This window comes from Gemmatimonas phototrophica, from assembly GCF_000695095.2.
Taxonomy (GTDB): Bacteria; Gemmatimonadota; Gemmatimonadetes; order Gemmatimonadales; family Gemmatimonadaceae; genus Gemmatimonas; species Gemmatimonas phototrophica.
This window is the reverse complement of sequence record NZ_CP011454.1, coordinates 4,331,498-4,349,106: the sequence shown is the minus strand read 5'-3', so window position 1 is coordinate 4,349,106 and position 17,609 is coordinate 4,331,498. Positions and strand designations below refer to the sequence as shown.

Here is a 17,609-nt window from a genome sequence, read left to right as displayed (position 1 = left end):
CATGACCACGAACCGCGACGACAAGGATCTTCCGCTCCGCGATGACATCCGCCTGCTGGGCCGTTTGCTTGGCGATGCGGTGCGCGATCAGGAGGGGGAGGCCACGTTCGACCTGGTGGAGCAGACGCGTCAGGCCGCCGTGCGCTTTGCGCGTGAGGGGCGGGCGGAAGACCGCGCGCGGCTGCACGCGCTGCTCGATACGCTGCCACCGGCCACCATGCTCAGTGTGGTGCGGGCCTTCGCCTATTTTCTGCAGCTGGCCAACATTGCGGAAGACACGCATCGGGCACGGCGGCGGCGCTCGCACGAAGCCATGGGGTCACCGCCGCGCGAGGGGACACTGGCCTTTGCGCTCGATGCCGTGCGTGCGGCCATTGGCAACGACGCCGTCGCACGCGAGCGGCTGCAGCAGTTCTTCGCCGAGGCGCTCATTGCACCGGTGCTCACGGCGCACCCTACCGAGGTGCAGCGGCAGAGTACACAGGTGGCCATGCAGCAGGTGGCCGACCTGTTGGAACGCCGGGATCGTATGGTCCTGACGGCGGAAGAGCAGGCGGAAAGTGACATTGCGCTGCAGCGTCAGGTGCTCACGTTATGGCACACGCGGCTGGTGCGTGGCGAGCGGCTGCGAGTGATTGATGAGGTGAAGAACGGGATTGGGTACTACCGCAGCACGTTCTTCACGGAGGTGCCACGTCTCTATGCCAACACGGCAGCGCTGTTGCACGAGCGCTTTCCCGGGGCGGATTTTCCGCTGGGGACCTTCCTGCGTGTGGGCAGTTGGATTGGCGGCGACCGTGACGGCAATCCGTTCGTTACCGCTGATATTCTGCGCGACACGTTGCGATTGCAGGCGGCCGCCGCGTTCGACTTTTATCTGGAAGAAGTGCACGCGCTGGGTGGTATGCTCAGTATCTCGCGTACGTTGCACAGCATTACGCCGGAGCTGGACGCGCTGGCCGCGAATTCCCCGGACAAGTCGGTGCAGCGTCTCGATGAGCCGTATCGTCGCGCGTTGAGCGGCGTGTACGCGCGTCTGGTGGCCACCATGCGCCGACTCGAGCTGCCGCCACCCACGCGGGCGGCGTTGGGAGAAGGGGTTCCGTACGCTGAGGCGGTCGAGCTACGCGCCGATCTACAGGTGGTGCGGGACGCCTTGGTGCGTACCCAGTTGCCGCTGCTGGCCAGTGGACGTCTGCAGCGGCTGCTTACGGCCGTGGAGGTGTTCGGCTTCCATCTCGCGCCACTCGACCTGCGCCAGAACGCGGATGTGCACGAGCAGGTAGTCGCCGAGCTGCTGGCGCAGGCCGGCGTGTGCGCCAACTATCTCGCCTTGACCGAAGAGGCGCGGGTGGCACTGCTGGCCGCCGAGCTCGCGGGCACCCGTCCGGTGTATTCCCCGCATTTGGTGTACAGCGAAGATGTGCAGCGCGAACTGGACATCGTGTTTGCAGCACGCGCCATGCGGGAGCGTTACGGACACTCGGCCTTGCCGCACTACATCATTTCCAAGTGCGACGGCGTGTCGGACTTGCTGGAAGTGGCGCTCATGCTCAAGGAGGCGGGGCTGGCCACCGGAGGGGCAGCGCCCTCGCTGGGGCTCGATATCATTCCCCTGTTCGAGACGATCAGCGACCTGCAGCGCGCCGGCACAACCATGAGCGCGGCGTTTGCGCTGCCCATCTATCGTGCGCTGGTGCAGTCGCGAGGTGATGTGCAGGAAGTGATGCTGGGCTATTCGGACAGCAACAAGGACGGCGGCTTTCTCACCAGTGGCTGGGAGCTGTACCAGGCCGAACTGGCCTTGATGACCGTGTTTACCAGTGCCGGCGTAAAGCTGCGCTTCTTTCACGGGCGCGGCGGCAGTGTGGGGCGTGGTGGTGGCCCCAGCTACGACGCCATTCTGGCGCAGCCGTCGGGGGCCGTGAGTGGCCAGATCCGTCTCACCGAACAAGGCGAGGTGATTGCGTCCAAGTATGCCACGCCCGATGTCGGGCGCCGCAATCTGGAGCTGCTGGTGGCGGCCACGTTGGAAGCCACGCTCACCGATCACGAGAATCAGGCGGACAAGGCGGTCACCTTTCACCCGGTCATGGACCGATTGTCGGCGCTCGCCTTTCGCGCCTATCGCGCCCTCGTGTACGAAACGCCGGGGTTCACGCAATATTTTCGCGAGAGCACACCGCTGGCGGAAATTGCCACGCTCAACATTGGCAGCCGCCCCGCGTCGCGCAAACCGTCGGACCGTATTGAGGACTTGCGCGCCATTCCCTGGGTGTTTGCGTGGGCGCAGTGTCGCTGCATGCTCCCGGGTTGGTATGGGTTTGGCACTGCAGTCGCGCAATGGCTGCAGGAAACACCTGATGGTCTTCCGGTGCTGCAGCGTATGGCCACGCGCTGGCCGTTCTTCCGCACGTTGTTGTCGAATGTGGATATGGTGCTGGCCAAGAGTGACCTGCGGGTGGCGTCGCGCTATTCAGAGCTGGTGAGCGACGATGCGTTGCGAGGGCAGATTTTCGGCGCCATTGAAGCCGAGTGGCAGCGCACGCGTGAGGCGTTGCGGCTCATTACCGGTGAGGAGCAGTTGTTGGCGGATAATCCGCTGCTGGCGCGCTCCATTGCCAACCGCTTTCCCTATATGGACCCGCTCAATCACCTGCAGATTGCCCTGCTCAAGCGGCATCGCGATTTGCTGGCGGCAGGGGGCAACGTGGATGAACATGTCCGCCGCGGCATTCATCTGACGATTAACGGCATCGCGGCCGGGCTGCGCAATAGCGGGTGAGGGAGAAAACTGATTACTGAGAACTTCAACTGAAGACTGAAAACTTTAACTGAGGACTGAGAACTTCAACTGAGGACTGAAAACTTTGACTGACAACTGACAACTCCCCGGCCGCCTACGCGATATATCTCGCGAGCCGCCGGGGAGTTCTCAGTTCTCAGTTCGAGTTGTCAGTTGTCAGTCTGAGTTTTCAGTTCTCAGTCAACAACGTCCTCAGTCCATCGCGAATTCACGGGCAAACGCGACGTTGAACTGGAAGGTCTTGGCCTTGCTGCGCGTTTCCATGGCATCGGCGATGCGCTCGAGGCGCGCGGTGATGCCCATGATCTTTTCCTGTGCCTTCTTGCCCATCTCGTTGAGCCCTTCGACCTTGTCGAGCGCCCAGAACTTGATGAGATCGTCGACGATCTTGATGTAATCGCGCGGGCCGTAAATGCCGGCGCGGCGGATCACGTCGCCCATCTCGCGGAAATGCGGCATGCTGACGCCCGGCATATCGATGCTGGGCATGACCATGGACGCGGAGAACATGGCGGTGTTGGGATCACGCTCCAGCACGCGCTTGAAGATCTCGCGGTAGAACACGTAGTGGCGCGCTTCTTCCTTGGCCACGTTGGAGAGCACTTCGCCAATGAGCGGCTCATACTCGCCGGCCAGCTTGCCGGTGTTGGCGTGGCTCACCTGCGTGGCGCGCTCCTGCAGCGACGTGTAGACGAACACGCGGTACGGATCCTTGTCCCAATCGGGCTCGAAGCCGGCCTTGAGATACTCGAACTGCATGCGCTCGAGCACCGGGTTGTCGAGAATGCGGCTGTCGTGCGCGTAGTCGTGCAGCACGGCGCCGTGCCGGTCTTCTTCGGCCGTCCAGAGGTTGTTCCACTTGGCCCAGAAGGTGTCGCCACCCAGGTAGGTGGCCAGCAGGCGGTGGAAGTGCGGCAGCCCTTCTTCGGTGAGCGTGTTGAGCGCCAGCGCAACGCGGGCCGGCATGCTGATGCCGCGCGCACGTTCGCGCAGCATTTTCACATGTTCGTCCGGATCGGTGTCGGGGGCTGGGGCGAGCAGTTCAGACGGGAACCAAAGGATGCGCTTCGACTCGTGCGACGCCATCAACTGCTCCACGTCACTCTCGAGGTCGGACAGCACTTCGACCTTGGCCAGCGTTTCTTTTGACGGTATGTACATGCAATCCTTAGGGAGGGCGGGTATCACCGGAAAGATACCGGTGGGACCAGCCGGAGACCAATCAGCCCGGCAGGGAGACGACGGGTGTCCCCGCTGTATGCCGCGACCTGCTCTCTGAAGAACGCAGCAGCCTTCTCAACCGTTCGCCCTTTTCGCCCATGTCAGACACATATCGTCCCGATTTTGCGGCGTTCATGTCCCGCCGCGATGCGCTCACACTGGGCGCCGCCGCCGCGCTGACCGCGCTGATGGCGCCGCGCGACCTGATGGCGCTGCAGCACGGTGTGCTGACCCCGGTGCTGCCCGCGGCCGACCGCCAGGGCGCACTCATCACGCGACGCATCCCGTCCAGTGGGGAACTGCTGCCGGTGATCGGGATTGGCACCGCACGGCGCTACGACGTTGTCACCCCCGAAGACAAAGCCCCGCTCCGTGACACCCTGCGGGAATTTCCGCGCCTCGGCGGGAAGGTGATCGACACGGCGCCCGGCTACGGACAGGCCGAAAGTGTGACAGGGGAGCTGGTGAGCGAATTGGGGATTCGCGAGCAGCTCTTCCTGGCCACCAAGGTGTCGGTGCGCGGCACCGACGCGGCGCCCGGGGTGGCGCAGATGGAGGAATCGTTCCGGCGTCTCAAGACCGACCGCATTGATCTTATGCAGGTGTGGAATCTGCAGGGGCCCGCCACGCTGCTGCCGGTGCTGCGGGAGATGAAAGCCGCCAAGCGTATCCGATATGTGGGCGTCACCACGAGCAGCGATCAGCAGTATCCGCAGCTCGAGCAGCTCATGCAGAGCGAGACGCTCGATTTCATCCAGATCGACTACGCCGCCGACAACCGCAACGCCGCCGAACGCATTCTGCCGCTGGCCCGGGAGAAGGGGATTGGCGTGCTGGTGAACCTCCCGTTCGGGCGGACGCGGGTCTTTCAGAACGTGCTGCAGACCCCGGTGCCGGAGTGGGCCAAGGAGTTCGACGCGGCCACCTGGGCGCAGCTGTTCCTCAAGTACATCGTCGCCAACCCGGCGGTGACCTGCGTCATTCCCGGCACGGCGCAGGTGAAGTACGTGAACGACAACACGCAGGGGATGCGCGGCGCGCTCCCTTCGCCGGAGCATCTCAAGCGCATTGAGGCCCTGGTAAACCGCGCGATGTAATCAGCCGTCCACCAAGCAAAAATTGCTAAGTGATTTTGTAATGACTCATTTCTGCTTTTGTGGTGGCGCTAAAAAAGAAAAATTCAGAAAACGCCGACCAGCGCCGGCTCCTGGCCGGTGCTAGGCGGTGGGCGCCCCTCAAGCGCGACGCGTTTCCCCGGCGCGCGCTTAATCGTCCCTTTGGGTGAATGAGGGGGTGCGCATGCGGGCCCACCCCACCGGCCTCCACCAAGGGTATGTCAGGCAGACAGATGGGCAGTACACCGCGTCGGCAAAAGCGGCCTTCCAGGCCACGTGCGCAGCAGATAATCACGGACCACCCCGCGACTGACGCCAATGAGGCATTGGCCACGGAGGTGACTCCGCTTGTCCGCGACGACTTTGCGTCGGCGTTCGGTGAGGCCTTTCTGTACATGCCCGACGAGGAACCGCTGGAGAGCGCGGCGGCGCCAATAGCGCCGACTGAGCCGACGCCTCTGGTGGAGAATGCAGAGGCCGCGACTGAGCCGACGCCCCCGGTGGAGGGAACTGCCACAACCCCGGCCCCGAAGAAACCTCGGCGTTCGCGTGCCAAGCGCACCCCCGCGGTTCCTGATGCCGACGCGCCCATCTCGGAAGCGCCGGTGGCGGAGTCCGCCGCGGAGCCCGTTGAGAGCACGGCGGCGACGCTCCCGCTGGAGGCCCCCGCGAAAACGGCCAAGCGTGGTGACCGTCGCAAGAAGACCAGCGACGCCTCGGACACGGTGGCCAAGCCACGCCGCCGCAAGACCGATGTGGCTGCTGCCCTGCCGCCGGTTGTGCCGGAAGTGCTGGAGACGGTGCTGCCCCCGTCTGCCGAGCTGCTGCCGGCTGCGCCCGAATCGTTCGCCGCCGCTCCCGTGGACCCGGTCGTTGAGGAACTGCCCACGCCGGCGCCGGAGGCATGGGTGGATCTGGTTCTGGAGCCCACGCCGTCCACCAAGACGACGGACGAATGGGTGGATCAGGTACTCGAGCCCGCCAAAATCCCCCTCCCGCGTCCGCGGCCAGTGGCGGCGCGGGCGGCCAAGCCCAACGCGAAACCGGTGGCCAAAGCGGCGGCCAAAGCCCCTGCGGCGGCTCGGCGGGCCAGTGCGCCCGCCGCCAAGGGGGGCAGTGCGTCCGCCAACACCGTCGCGGAGACGCGTTGGTGGATTGTCGCGGTGGCCATGATCCTGGTGGTCATAGTCGCGATTGCCAACCGTCCCTCCCGCGGACACGCCCCGCTCCCGCCGGGGGTCATGGGCGTCTGGACCACCAACTTCTGGAAGTACGACCACCAGACGCTGGAACTGCTGCCGGATACCGTGGTGCTGACGCTTGATGCCATGGAGGAGGGGCGCTTCCCCATCACCAAGGTGGAAACGATGGATGCGGGGCAGGAAACCGCCGTCACGGTGTCCTACCGTGTGGGGAGCGGGGAAGAACGGGTGCTCGACTTCCTCGCCGACCAGGACCCCACCACGGCGCTGCGATTCCGGGCGCACAGTGGCCTGGTCTGGGTGCGCCCCACGCCATAGCCGGTCGCCGTGGGAGGGGATCCCGTGGGGCGCGGGACAGCACATGCGCGCGCCGCGGCTAAGTTAGAAGGATGGTTCCTCCAACAGCTGCACCAAAGAAGCCCAAGTACGACAGCAAGCGCGCCTGGGGCGAAGCCCGCGCGCTCATCCTGCAGCACAAAAAGTCTGTGGGCATTGGGCTGGTCCTCATGCTCATCAGCCGTGCGTCCAGCTTCGTGCTGCCGTACTCCTCGAAGTTCGTGCTCGACGAGGTACTTCCCAACAAGGACATGCGCATGCTGGGGCTGGTGGCGCTGGCCGGACTGGGCGCCACGATCATCCAGACCCTCACCGGTTACGCGCTGTCGCAGGTGGTGAGCGTCGCCGCCCAGCAGGCCATTGCCCGCCTGCGCGAAGAGGTGCAGGGGCATCTCATTCGTCTGCCGGTGCGCTACTTCGACAGCACCAAGAGCGGGGTGCTGGTGTCGCGGGTCATGAGTGACCCCGAAGGCATTCGCAATCTCATTGGCACCGGACTCATTCAGCTCACGGGCGGCATTCTCAGTGCGCTGGCCGCCATGGGCGTGCTGCTGCACCTCAACTGGAAGTTGACACTCGCGACGGTATTGCCCATTGCCGTGTTCGGCGCGGGCATGAGTGTGGCCTTCAAGCGGCTACGTCCCATTTTCCGCGAGCGCAGCGTCATCAACGCCGAAGTCACCGGTCGCCTGACCGAAACACTTGGCGGCATTCGACTCATCAAGGTTTACACCGCCGAAGAGCGTGAGAAGGAGGTGTTTGGCAAAGGCGTGCAGCGTCTCTTCCAGAACATCGCCAAAACCATCACCGGCACGTCCCTCACCGGCACGTTGGGGCTCGCCGTCGTGGGTGTGATCGGGGTGATCGTGATGTACGTGGGTGGCGGGGATGTCATGCGCGGCACGACCACCATTGGTGAGCTGCTCACGTTCCTGATTTTCATTGGCATGGTGACGGCGCCGCTCATTTCGGTGGCCAGCATCGGCACGCAAATCACCGAAGCGTTTGCGGGACTCGATCGCATTCGCGAGCTGCGCGACATGGCCACCGAAGACCAGGAAGACGCCAGCAAGCAGTCGGTGCCGCAGGTGGTGGGGCGTGTGCAATTCGACGACGTGAGCTTCGAGTACGAAGAGAACGTGCCGGTGCTCAAGCACATCAGCTTCGAGGCGCCAGCCGGAACCACCACCGCCCTCGTCGGATCCAGCGGCAGCGGCAAGAGCACCATGATCTCGCTCATCATGGCCTTTGCGCAGCCGCAGCATGGGCACATCAAGGTGGATGGCATTCCGGTGAGCGACCTCAAGCTGCGCGACTATCGCCGGCATCTGGGCGTGGTCATGCAGGACAACTTTCTCTTTGACGGCACGGTGAAGGAGAACATTGCCTTCACCAAGCCCGGCGCCACCGACGAAGAAATCATCGAGGTGGCCAAGATTGCCAACGCGCACGAGTTCATTCAGGGCTTCCCCGAGCAGTACAACACCATTGTGGGCGAACGTGGGGTCAAGCTCTCTGGTGGTCAGCGGCAACGCGTGGCCATTGCGCGCGCCATTCTGGCCAATCCGCGCGTGCTCATTCTCGACGAAGCCACCTCCAGCCTCGACAGCGAGAGCGAACATCTCATTCAGGAAGGGTTGCGCCGCCTGCGCGCAGGGCGCACGACCTTCGTGATTGCGCACCGGCTCTCCACCATCACCAGTGCCAATCAGATTCTGGTGTTGGAGCACGGGGAAATCGTGGAGCGGGGAACGCATGCCGAACTGCTCGCACTGGGCGGCCGGTACCGTGACCTCTACAGCCGGCAATACCAGCTGGAGAGCGACCAGTTCATCAATCCGGGCGAGGAAATCGCGGCGACGGGGTGAGAAACAGCTCGTCGGAGGTCACGGAGGCCGGAGCGTACGGAGGAAACAGCATGCTGTTCTCCGCGTGCTCCGGCCTTCGTGCGCTCCGACGGGCTGTTTGTTGCCTGCCTACACAGGTACCGCTTTAGCGAGCAAGTGGCGAGGTTTCAAGGATACACATAATCCAGAAACCATACGTGACTGCTACACCGACGTTTTCCACGCTTCAGCTTCACCCGAGTCTTCTGCAGGGTCTCAAGGAACTCGGCTTTGCCCGGCCCACGCCCATTCAGGGCGAAAGCATTCCGCCGGCGCTCGAAGGGCGCGACCTCCTGGCCTGCGCCATGACCGGCAGCGGCAAGACCTACGCGTTCCTGCTCCCCATCCTGCATCATCTCATGAGCAAGCCGCGCGGCAAGACGCGTGCGCTGGTGCTCACGCCCACGCGCGAACTGGCCGCGCAAATTCATGACAGTCTGAAAGACGTCACCATTCACACGCCCCTCACGGGTGCCGCGGTGTTTGGTGGCGTAGGTATGGGGCCACAGGAACACGCGTTCCGCAGCGGCGCCGATGTAATCATTGCCACGCCGGGGCGTCTGCTCGATCATTTCCGGCAGCCGTACGCCAAACTCGAGGCCCTCGAGTATCTCGTGCTCGACGAAGCCGATCGTATGCTCGACATGGGCTTCCTCCCCGAGATCAAGAAGATTCTGCGTCACCTGCCCAACAACAAACGGCAGACGCTGTTCTTCAGCGCCACCATGCCGCCGCCAATTGCGGCGCTGGCGCAGGAGATGCTCAGCAAGCCGGTCACGCTCAACCTGCAGCGCACCGCCGCACCTGCCAAAGGCATTACGCAGGCGGTGTATCCGGTGGCGCAGGACCTCAAGAGTGCGCTCCTCGTTACGCTGCTCAAGCGTGGCGACATGCCGCAGGCGCTGGTGTTCACCCGCACCAAGCACCGCGCCAATCGTTTGGCGTCGCAGCTGGTCGCGGCCGGTATCAAGGCCGAGCGTATTCACGGCAACCGGTCGCAGAGCCAGCGTACGCAGGCACTCGCCGGCTTCAAGGACGGCGCCTATCAGGTGCTGGTTGCCACCGACATCGCCGCCCGCGGCATTGACGTGGAAGCGCTGGGTCATGTGGTGAACTTCGACGTGCCGGTGGCAGCCGAAGACTACATTCACCGCGTGGGGCGTACTGCTCGCGCCGAAGCCACCGGTGAAGCGTTCACCTTTGTGAGCCCGGAAGAAGAAGGGGAGCTCAAGCTCATCGAACGCGCGATCAAGAAGCAGTTGCCGCGCGTGACGGTCCCCGACTTCGACTACACCGCGAAGCCGCAGGCCAAACTGGAAGTCCCGATCGCCGAGCGCATTGCCGAGATCCGCAAGAAAAAGGCGGAAGATCGCGCGCGGGCTGCGGCCAAGGTGGCGCGCCGCACGGCGGCGCAACAGGCCGAGGCGGAGCGCAAGACCAGCAAGCCGGCGCGTCCAGCGGCGCGTTCGTCCAGTGGGCCGGCTGCCCGCGGCCCTGAGCGTCCGCCCGAAGGAGCCAAGGTGAGCGGCGGTGCGCGTCGCGGCCCGCGCCGTCCGGGGGGCGGTGGCGGCAACAGTGGCGGGAGTGGTGGCGCCGGCAACAGCGGCGGCGGGCGCAGTGGCGGCAGTGGTGGCAGCGCACGCCGGTCCGATAGCCCGTACAAGTGAGTGAGCGGGCGTGAGTGACGCGCGCTACCCGGTACCGAAGGGTGTGCACCGTGTCGAGCAGGTCATCGACCGGAGCCGGTTTCTGTGCACGGTAGCGCGCGCGTCATCGCCCGAAGACGCGCAGACGTTCATCAGGTCGATAAACGTCGAATTCCCCGACGCCACGCACAATTGCTGGGCGTACGTGGTGGGCCCGCCGGGAAGCACCGATCGCATTGGGATGAGCGACGATGGCGAACCGCACGGCACGGCCGGCCGTCCCATGCTCACCGTACTGCAGCACTGCGGTATTGGGGAGATTGTGGCAGTGGTGACGCGCTACTACGGCGGCACCAAGTTGGGAACGGGTGGCCTTGTGAAAGCTTACGGCGGAGCGGTGCAGGAAGCGCTGCTCCTCCTTCCCACCGAGCTGCGGGTCGATAGCGTCATCGCCACCTTTCGCGTGAGTTACGCGCACATTGGCGCCGTGCAGCAGCTCCTTCTCACGCTGCAGGCCGAGGTGGAGCATCAGACCTTTGACGTGGAAGCCACCTTCGCGGTGAAATTGCCGCGCAGTGAACTTCCCGCCCTCAGGGCGCAGCTGCAGAATATGACGCGTGGTGCGCTCGCCCCCATCGAATTGGCGTAGACTCCATTCCCCTAGTGTCCCATGAATCTCAGCGCTGAACGCATCATCCGCGAATCGTGGGCAACGCTCGTGCCCATGCGCGCGCTCGCCGCTCAGTTGTTCTACACACGTCTCTTTGAGATTGACCCGTCAGCCAAGCTGCTCTTTGACGGGAAGCCTATGTATGTGCAGCACGAGAAGTTTCTCCAGACGATCGATACACTCGTGCAGATGCTGGACTACCCGCCGCAGATCATTGAAGAGCTGCAGGCATTATCCCGGCGCCATGTGGGGTACGGTGTGGTGGTGGCGCACTACGAAACGGTAGGAGCGGCCCTGCTCTGGGCGCTCGAGCAGGGCCTTGGCGATCAGTGGAACGCCGACGTGAAACGCGCCTGGACTGAGTTGTATCTGTTCATCTCCGGCGTCATGACGCGCACCGCCAGCACCAGCTGACATCAGGACAGCCCTTCAATGGTGCCGTCGGCCCGCAGGCGCATGCCTTCCGCTGCCGGCTTCTTTGACAGCCCGGGCATGGTCATGATGTCGCCACACTTGGCCACCACGAACCCGGCGCCTGCCGAGCCGTACACTTCGTTGACCGTCATGCGAAACCCGGTGGGCACGTTCAGTCGCGACGCGTCATCGGTAAGCGAGTACTGGGTCTTGGCCATGCACACCGGCGTGTGTGCCATGCCGTTGGCTTCCAGCCAGTCAATGCTCTTCTCGGCGGCACTCGAGAAGTCCACACCATCGGCGCCATAGACGCGGCGCGCCACGGTGCGAATCTTGTCGCGGATGGGCTGTTCCGTGGCGTACAGCGGAGCGAAGGCCGACGTCTTGGCGTTGAGCAAGCCCAGCACCTCGTGCGCCAGCGCTTCCCCGCCCGCCCCGCCTTCGGCCCACACGTTGCACATGGCCACCGGCACCCCCAGCGTAGCCACGTAGTCGGCCACCAGACGCAGCTCCGCGTCGGTATCGCTGGTGCGGCGGTTGATGGCCACCACCACCGGCACACCAAACTGCTGCACGTTGCGCACGTGATGCGCCACGTGGGGGAGTCCGCGCTCGAGGGCGCCAAGGTCTTCGCGATCCAGCTCCGCCTTGGCAACGCCGCCCTGCATCTTGAGGGAGCGCACGGTGGCCACCAGTACGGCCGCTTCCGGATTGAGCCCACCGGCGCGGCACTTGATATCGAAAAACTTTTCGGCGCCCAGATCGCTGCCAAAGCCGGCTTCGGTGACCACGAGGTCGGCGAGCGCGAGTCCCACGCGGGTGGCAACGAGTGAGTTGCAGCCGTGCGCGATGTTGCCAAACGGACCGGCGTGCAGAATGGCCGGACCGCCTTCGAGCGTTTGCACCAGGTTGGGGCGAATGGCGTCCTTGAGCAACAGCGTCATGGCTCCCGTGGCCCCCAGATCACGCGCTCGCACCGGCTTCTTCTCTTTGCCGAGCGTCGTGCCCACCACGATGTTGCCCAGACGCAGTTCCAGATCCTCCGCATCGGAGGCCAGCGCCACAATGGCCATGATTTCGCTGGCTGGAATGATGACCCACCGCTCTTCCCGCATGGTGCCGTTGCCGGTGCCCATTCCAATGATGGCGCTGCGCAGCGCCCGATCGTTCATATCAATGGTGCGTGGCCACGTGATGCCCTTGGGGTTGAGCCCCAGCGCGTTGCCGTGATACAGGTGATTGTCGATCATGGCACTCAGCAGCGCATGGGCGCTGGCAATGGCATGAAAGTCACCGGTGAAGTGCAGGTTGATGTCGTCCATGGGCAGCACCTGCGAGTAGCCGCCACCAGCGGCGCCGCCCTTGACCCCAAACACCGGACCCAGGCTGGGTTCTCGCATGCAGAGCACGGCATTGTGTCCCAGTCGGCGGAACGCCTGCGACAAGCCAACGCTGACGGTGCTTTTCCCTTCACCGGCTGGCGTGGGGTTGATGGCCGTGACCAGCACCAGGCGCCCCTTGGGGGGCGCTGAAGCGAGGGACAGCGGCAGTTTGGCTTTGTACTTCCCGTACAGGTCGATGTCGTCTTCCCCCAACCCCAGATCGGCGGCAACGTCACGAATGGGACGCATGATCGCCTGCTGGGCAATCTCGATATCGGAGGGGACGGGAGGTGGCGTAACCGTCATGGCGGACCGTTGGGTGCGAGTGCAAGTTGTAGCATGGCGCTTTTTTCCATTCTAGCACACAACAACGGGACCCGCCGCTGCGAGGGCGCTGTCTCATGATTATTGCCGTCTATGGCGCGTCCAGCCGGCTGGGCCAGCAGTTCATTGACGCGGCGACCGCGGCAGGGCACACCCTGCGGCTGCATTATCGGGCCAAGCCGTCGGAACAGGTCCCCGAACACGCCACCGTCATTGTGGGATCGCTGGCCGATCCAACCGCGGTGCGCGAAGTGCTGCGGGGGGCCGATGCGGCGGTGGTCATGCTGGGGCACAAAGACGATGCGCGGGTGCCGTATATCGCCGCCGCGACCAAGCTGATTGTGAGTACCATGAAGACGCTTGAGCAGTCGCGCCTTGTGGTGGTCACCAGTGCCATGGCGGGAGAGTCCTCCGGCAACGTGGGATTCACCATGAAGATCCGCACCATGTTTGCCCGGCGCTCGGCGCACGATGGCATGATGGAAGACCGCGACGAACAGGAGCGCTACGTACGCGCCAGTCATCTGAGTGGTTGGACCGTGGTCAAGCCGGCCAAGCTTACCGAGGGGGCGGACTCCGAGCGCGCGCAAATGGATACCACGGTTTCCGTGGGCGCCGGCAGTCAGGTGTCGCGTGCGGCGCTGGCTCGGCTGCTGGTGCAGGAAATCACGACCCCCCGGTTTGTGCAGCAGGCAGTCTTCGTGGCCGAGCGCTGACAACGGGGACGCGGCGCCGATGCTGCCGTACGACACGCTGCTGACCTTCGGCGCCGGAGTGGCTTTCTGCGGCTGGATGCTCTGGGACCTGCGGAAAGAGAACAAGCTGGCCGCGGCGCGTCAGGCGGCACTGGCCGCGCGGCAGGCGCAGACGGCCGCGGCGCGCGCGGCAGCGGCCACGGCGTACACTGCCCCAGTCGCGTCGGGTATTGCCGTTGCCACCGTACCATCCGCATGGCCCACCGTTTCACCGCTCCGTCTGACTCCTGCTGTTCCCACCCTCCCTGCCTCGCTGCACATGACCGAGAATCCGACTGACGTTCGCAAGATTGCCTGGGATGACATGGCCGTTGAGGAGCTCACGCCGCTCATCGGTCGCCGGCTGGTGTACACGGAAAAGCAGATGTTGGCCCATGTGTATCTCAAGCAGGGCGCGCTGGTGCCGGCGCACGATCACATCAACGAGCAGATCACGTACATCCTGTCGGGGGCGCTGCGCTTCTGGATTGGTGAGCACGCCGACAATCCGGGTGACACCTATGTCGATGTGCGGGCCGGAGAGGTGCTGGTGATTCCCAGCATGGTGCGTCACCGGGCCGAAGCGCTGGAAGACACGCTCGACGTGGACATCTTCAACCCGCCGCGTCAGGACTGGATTGACAAGTCTGACGACTACCTGCGCTCCGGCACGCCGATGCGCAACGGAGGGCAGGGCTGATGGATCTTGGTCTGAAGGGCAAGGTGGCGTTGGTGTGTGGTGCGAGCCGTGGCATCGCGTTCGCCGCCGCCGAGGAGCTGGCGATGGAGGGAGTCGAGCTGGTGATCTGCGCGCGCAGCGACGAGGCCATTCGCAGCGCCAAGACCAAGCTGGAAGCGCATGGCGTGACCGTCACGGCGCTGGAGGCCGATCTGGCCACCTCCGAGGGGATCGCTCACGTGGTGCAGCATGTGCAGGCGGCGTATCCGAAGGGGTTGGACATCCTCGTGTGCAACACCGGGGGGCCGCCAACCGGCACCCCCATGGGCCACGAATGGAGTTCCTGGCAGGCGGCCACCGATCTGCTGCTACGTAGTGTGGTGGAGCTCACGCGCGCGTTTGTGCCGGCCATGCAGGCGAAAAAGTGGGGGCGGGTAATTGCCATCACCTCGTTGGCCGTGAAGCGCCCGCAAGGCGGGCTGGTGCTCAGCAATGCCCTGCGGGCGGCGGTCACTGGGTATCTGCGCACGCTGGCCGATGAAGTGGGGCGTGATGGGGTGACCGTCAACTCGGTCCTGCCGGGATTCACGGCCACGGAACGGCTGGATAACCTGGCGGCCGCCAATTCCGTGCGTACCGGGGCCTCCCCCGAGTCGATCTTTGCCGGCTGGGCGGCGGAGTCGCCGCTGGGGCGGGTGGGACGCCCCGAGGAGCTGGCCGCCGTGATAGCTTTCCTGTGTTCTACGCGGGCAGGATTCATGACGGGGCAGGCCGTGCTGGTGGACGGCGGCGCCGTGAAGTCCCTGCTCTGATCGCTTGCCGATCGTTCTCCGCTCCTTCAGCACTTCCGCACATGAGCCGCATTACCGAGACGCAGTGGATCTGGCGCGATGGCCATTTCATTCCGTGGGCCGACGCCACGATCCACGTGCTCAGCCATTCCGTGCAGTTCGGATCGTCGGCCTTTGAAGGCATCCGTGCCTACAGCACCCCCAAGGGACCGGCCATCTTCCGACTGCGCGAGCATCTCGAGCGGCTGCTGCATTCGTGCAAGATTTATCGCATGGATGTGCCCTACACGCTGGACGAGCTCTTCGAGGCGTCGCGCGAAGTGGTGGCCCGCAACGGGGTCGAGTCGTGCTATTTACGCCCCATGGTCGTGCGCGGCTACGGCACGGCGGGCATGGTGCCCATTGGCGCGCCGGTGGAGACGTATCTCCCCTGCTGGCCCTGGGGGGCGTATCTGGGCGACGAAGCGCTCGACGCCGGTGTGGACGCGTGCATTTCCAGCTGGCAGCGCGTGCAGCCCAATACCATTCCGGCCATGGCCAAGATCGCCGGCAACTACCTCAGCGGTCAGCTCATCAAGATGGAAGCGATCGCCAACGGCTACGCCGAAGGCATTGCGCTGAGCCCCAGCGGCGTGGTGAGCGAGGGCTCCGGGCAGAACGTGTTCATGGTGTCCAAGGGCACCATCATCACGACGCCGCTCGATGGCAGCATTCTCGGCGGCATTACGCGCCACACCATTATGCAGCTGGCGGCCGACGCCGGCATTCCGGTGCGCGAACTGCACATTCCGCGCGAGATGCTCTACATGGCCGACGAAGTGTTCTTTACGGGCACGGCGGCCGAGTTGACACCGGTGCGTAGCATCGACCGCATCACGATTGGCGCCGGGCGCGTGGGCCCCATCACCAAGCAGTTGCAGACGGAATACCTTGGCATTGCCAAGGGACAGCTCGAAGATCGGCACGGCTGGCTGACGCACTGCCGCTAAGTGCGGGGTGCGTCGCCAGCGAACCGTGGCTTGAGCGTGCTCAGGCCACGGTTTTTCGTCTGCCGCTGACGAAATGCAGCAACAGGAGCGTCACCATGGCGCCGATAAAGGCCGTGAAGATCACCCCGCCCAATCCCGGGAGGGGCGCACTGACGCCCAGCTGGCGGAAGATCCATCCGCCCACGAAGGCGCCCACGATGCCGACGACGATGTTTCCCACCAATCCCACGCCTCCCACGACGAGTGAGGCGAGCACACCGGCGACGAGTCCAACGATGAGCCATGTCACAATGTCCACAGGTGACTCCACAAAAGGGTGTACCCTCACACGGAGCAACCTTTGGACCACGCGCGCGAACGTGGTGACGGAGCGCACATGGCGCTGACCTCCACGATGTACACCATGAACGTGTCGCTCGCGCACGTGGATCGTGGTGTGTACGAGCAGTTGGAGTTCCGCATGGCCATGCACCCGTCGGAATCGCCGGAGTACTTCGTGACCCGGCTCCTGGCCTATTGCCTGGAATACCGCGAAGGCATCGGGTTCTCGAAAGGCGTTTCGGACCCGGATGATCCCACGGTCAGTGTGCGTGATCTGACCGGTACCATTACGACGTGGATAGAAATCGGCTTGCCCGACGCGGCCCGGTTGCACAAGGCCAGCAAGGCGGCCCCCAGGGTGGTGGTGTACACGCACAAGGATCCCACGGTGTGGCTGCGGCAGATTGCCGGCGAACGCATCCACAAGGTGGATCAGATTGAATGCTACGTGTTTGAGCGGGAGCTGACGGACGCGATCGTGGAGCAGCTGGACCGTCGTCTGAGCTTCGAGCTGTCTGTCACGGACGGGGAGCTGTTTCTCAACCTGGCCGGAACGACGCTGACCGGCACCCTGCAGCGCACGGCCCTGGGCGGATGAGCTCCCCACGTGTCTGGTGGATCGCTGCGGGCCCACCAGGCAGCTGGCCGGGAATTCCTGTATTGACGCGGCCGGGGCTGGTACCGACAATGCATCCATGACGGTTACGGCCACCTACCGCGCGTTCGTGCTGGAGCACCTCACCCGGGCGCTCCCGGACATTCGTGCGCGCGACATGTTTGGCGGGGTGGGCATCTATTGCGGCACCACGTTCTTTGCGCTCATTGGCAATGACGTGCTGTACTTCAAGGTGGATGAGCGGACGCGCCACCATTACGAAGCCAAGGGGATGGGACCCTTCCGGCCGTTCGGCGAAGGCGGCGAAGTCATGCAGTATTACGAGGTCCCCGCCGAAGTGATTGAAGAACAGGACGCGTTGCGCCTGTGGGCGGACGATGCCGTGGCGGTGGGACGACGCGCCAAGCAGCGCAAGGTGAAGCGCGCCAGTTGAGTCACCTCGGTCGAGGCGAGTTCGGGGATTGCCGCCTCGTTGAT

At 64.4% G+C, this 17,609-nt stretch carries 16 protein-coding genes; 13 read left to right on the top strand and 3 right to left on the bottom strand.

Going from position 1 to position 17,609, the window contains the following annotated elements:
- The first annotated feature begins 1 nt into the window (after position 1).
- Positions 2–2,785, top strand: coding sequence for a phosphoenolpyruvate carboxylase (gene ppc, locus GEMMAAP_RS18325; protein ID WP_026850891.1), 2,784 nt, complete (start codon positions 2–4; stop codon positions 2,783–2,785).
- Between the two features lie 213 nt (positions 2,786–2,998).
- On the opposite strand, the gene GEMMAAP_RS18320 is transcribed toward ppc, so the two are convergent.
- The gene (locus GEMMAAP_RS18320; protein ID WP_026850890.1) at positions 2,999–3,967 is read right to left on the bottom strand and encodes an acyl-ACP desaturase; all 969 of its coding nucleotides are present in this window, start codon (positions 3,965–3,967) and stop codon (positions 2,999–3,001) included.
- 158 nt (positions 3,968–4,125) lie between these two features.
- On the opposite strand from GEMMAAP_RS18320, the gene GEMMAAP_RS18315 reads away from it, so the two are divergent.
- The 6 genes from GEMMAAP_RS18315 (at position 4,126) to GEMMAAP_RS18290 (ending at position 11,296) form a co-directional block, all read left to right on the top strand.
- Positions 4,126–5,124: an aldo/keto reductase gene (locus tag GEMMAAP_RS18315; protein WP_145979232.1), complete on the top strand. Its 999-nt coding sequence runs from the start codon at positions 4,126–4,128 to the stop codon at positions 5,122–5,124.
- Positions 5,125–5,480: 356 nt separating this feature from the next.
- On the top strand, positions 5,481–6,662 hold the full coding sequence (locus tag GEMMAAP_RS20795; protein WP_026850888.1) for a hypothetical protein: 1,182 nt from the start codon (positions 5,481–5,483) through the stop codon (positions 6,660–6,662).
- A gap of 71 nt (positions 6,663–6,733) precedes the next feature.
- The gene (locus GEMMAAP_RS18305; protein WP_026850887.1) at positions 6,734–8,548 is read left to right on the top strand and encodes an ABC transporter ATP-binding protein; all 1,815 of its coding nucleotides are present in this window, start codon (positions 6,734–6,736) and stop codon (positions 8,546–8,548) included.
- A gap of 176 nt (positions 8,549–8,724) precedes the next feature.
- Positions 8,725–10,233 (top strand): DEAD/DEAH box helicase, encoded by a 1,509-nt coding sequence (locus GEMMAAP_RS18300; protein WP_053334569.1) that lies wholly within the window; start codon positions 8,725–8,727, stop codon positions 10,231–10,233.
- Positions 10,234–10,243: 10 nt separating this feature from the next.
- On the top strand, positions 10,244–10,861 hold the full coding sequence (locus tag GEMMAAP_RS18295) for a YigZ family protein (RefSeq protein WP_026850886.1): 618 nt from the start codon (positions 10,244–10,246) through the stop codon (positions 10,859–10,861).
- Positions 10,862–10,882: 21 nt separating this feature from the next.
- Positions 10,883–11,296 (top strand): globin domain-containing protein, encoded by a 414-nt coding sequence (locus tag GEMMAAP_RS18290; RefSeq protein WP_026850885.1) that lies wholly within the window; start codon positions 10,883–10,885, stop codon positions 11,294–11,296.
- 2 nt (positions 11,297–11,298) lie between these two features.
- Here the strand turns inward: GEMMAAP_RS18290 and GEMMAAP_RS18285 are convergent, their stop codons facing one another.
- A complete protein-coding gene (locus GEMMAAP_RS18285; protein ID WP_026850884.1) occupies positions 11,299–12,984 on the bottom strand; it encodes a formate--tetrahydrofolate ligase in 1,686 nt (561 codons plus the stop codon).
- Positions 12,985–13,079: 95 nt separating this feature from the next.
- On the opposite strand from GEMMAAP_RS18285, the gene GEMMAAP_RS18280 reads away from it, so the two are divergent.
- The 4 genes from GEMMAAP_RS18280 to GEMMAAP_RS18265 are packed head-to-tail and all read left to right on the top strand — an operon-like array spanning position 13,080 to position 16,195.
- Positions 13,080–13,718 carry an NAD(P)-dependent oxidoreductase gene (locus GEMMAAP_RS18280; RefSeq protein ID WP_026850883.1) on the top strand — a complete coding sequence of 213 codons (639 nt, stop codon included), beginning with the start codon at positions 13,080–13,082 and terminating at the stop codon, positions 13,716–13,718.
- Positions 13,719–13,737: 19 nt separating this feature from the next.
- Positions 13,738–14,436 carry a cupin domain-containing protein gene (locus GEMMAAP_RS21005; protein ID WP_238588160.1) on the top strand — a complete coding sequence of 233 codons (699 nt, stop codon included), beginning with the start codon at positions 13,738–13,740 and terminating at the stop codon, positions 14,434–14,436.
- Positions 14,436–15,227, top strand: a complete 792-nt coding sequence (locus tag GEMMAAP_RS18270) for an SDR family oxidoreductase (RefSeq protein WP_026850882.1) — start codon at positions 14,436–14,438, stop codon at positions 15,225–15,227. Before GEMMAAP_RS21005 ends, GEMMAAP_RS18270 begins: the two co-directional genes overlap by 1 nt.
- 41 nt (positions 15,228–15,268) lie before the next feature.
- Positions 15,269–16,195: a branched-chain amino acid transaminase gene (locus GEMMAAP_RS18265; protein ID WP_026850881.1), complete on the top strand. Its 927-nt coding sequence runs from the start codon at positions 15,269–15,271 to the stop codon at positions 16,193–16,195.
- A gap of 40 nt (positions 16,196–16,235) precedes the next feature.
- On the opposite strand, the gene GEMMAAP_RS18260 is transcribed toward GEMMAAP_RS18265, so the two are convergent.
- Entirely contained in the window at positions 16,236–16,493 is a 258-nt protein-coding gene (locus GEMMAAP_RS18260; RefSeq protein ID WP_043581757.1) for a GlsB/YeaQ/YmgE family stress response membrane protein, read from the bottom strand.
- A 78-nt stretch (positions 16,494–16,571) separates the two neighbouring features.
- Between GEMMAAP_RS18260 and GEMMAAP_RS18255 the strand changes: the two genes are divergently transcribed.
- Both GEMMAAP_RS18255 and GEMMAAP_RS18250 read left to right on the top strand, forming a co-directional pair.
- Positions 16,572–17,114 carry a YaeQ family protein gene (locus GEMMAAP_RS18255; RefSeq protein WP_026850879.1) on the top strand — a complete coding sequence of 181 codons (543 nt, stop codon included), beginning with the start codon at positions 16,572–16,574 and terminating at the stop codon, positions 17,112–17,114.
- A 97-nt stretch (positions 17,115–17,211) separates the two neighbouring features.
- Positions 17,212–17,565, top strand: coding sequence for a TfoX/Sxy family protein (locus GEMMAAP_RS18250; RefSeq protein WP_043581798.1), 354 nt, complete (start codon positions 17,212–17,214; stop codon positions 17,563–17,565).
- Positions 17,566–17,609: the final 44 nt, after the last annotated feature.

Bases quoted from the DNA above. Each gene is read 5' to 3' on its own strand.
- ppc (WP_026850891.1), top strand. From the start codon at position 2: ATGACCACGAACCGCGACGACAAGGATCTTCCGCTCCGCGATGACATC.
- GEMMAAP_RS18320 (WP_026850890.1), bottom strand. From the start codon at position 3,967: ATGTACATACCGTCAAAAGAAACGCTGGCCAAGGTCGAAGTGCTGTCC.
- GEMMAAP_RS18315 (WP_145979232.1), top strand. From the start codon at position 4,126: ATGTCAGACACATATCGTCCCGATTTTGCGGCGTTCATGTCCCGCCGC.
- GEMMAAP_RS18305 (WP_026850887.1), top strand. From the start codon at position 6,734: ATGGTTCCTCCAACAGCTGCACCAAAGAAGCCCAAGTACGACAGCAAG.
- GEMMAAP_RS18290 (WP_026850885.1), top strand. From the start codon at position 10,883: ATGAATCTCAGCGCTGAACGCATCATCCGCGAATCGTGGGCAACGCTC.
- GEMMAAP_RS18285 (WP_026850884.1), bottom strand. From the start codon at position 12,984: ATGACGGTTACGCCACCTCCCGTCCCCTCCGATATCGAGATTGCCCAG.
- GEMMAAP_RS18280 (WP_026850883.1), top strand. From the start codon at position 13,080: ATGATTATTGCCGTCTATGGCGCGTCCAGCCGGCTGGGCCAGCAGTTC.
- GEMMAAP_RS21005 (WP_238588160.1), top strand. From the start codon at position 13,738: ATGCTGCCGTACGACACGCTGCTGACCTTCGGCGCCGGAGTGGCTTTC.
- GEMMAAP_RS18270 (WP_026850882.1), top strand. From the start codon at position 14,436: ATGGATCTTGGTCTGAAGGGCAAGGTGGCGTTGGTGTGTGGTGCGAGC.
- GEMMAAP_RS18265 (WP_026850881.1), top strand. From the start codon at position 15,269: ATGAGCCGCATTACCGAGACGCAGTGGATCTGGCGCGATGGCCATTTC.
- GEMMAAP_RS18255 (WP_026850879.1), top strand. From the start codon at position 16,572: ATGGCGCTGACCTCCACGATGTACACCATGAACGTGTCGCTCGCGCAC.
- GEMMAAP_RS18250 (WP_043581798.1), top strand. From the start codon at position 17,212: ATGACGGTTACGGCCACCTACCGCGCGTTCGTGCTGGAGCACCTCACC.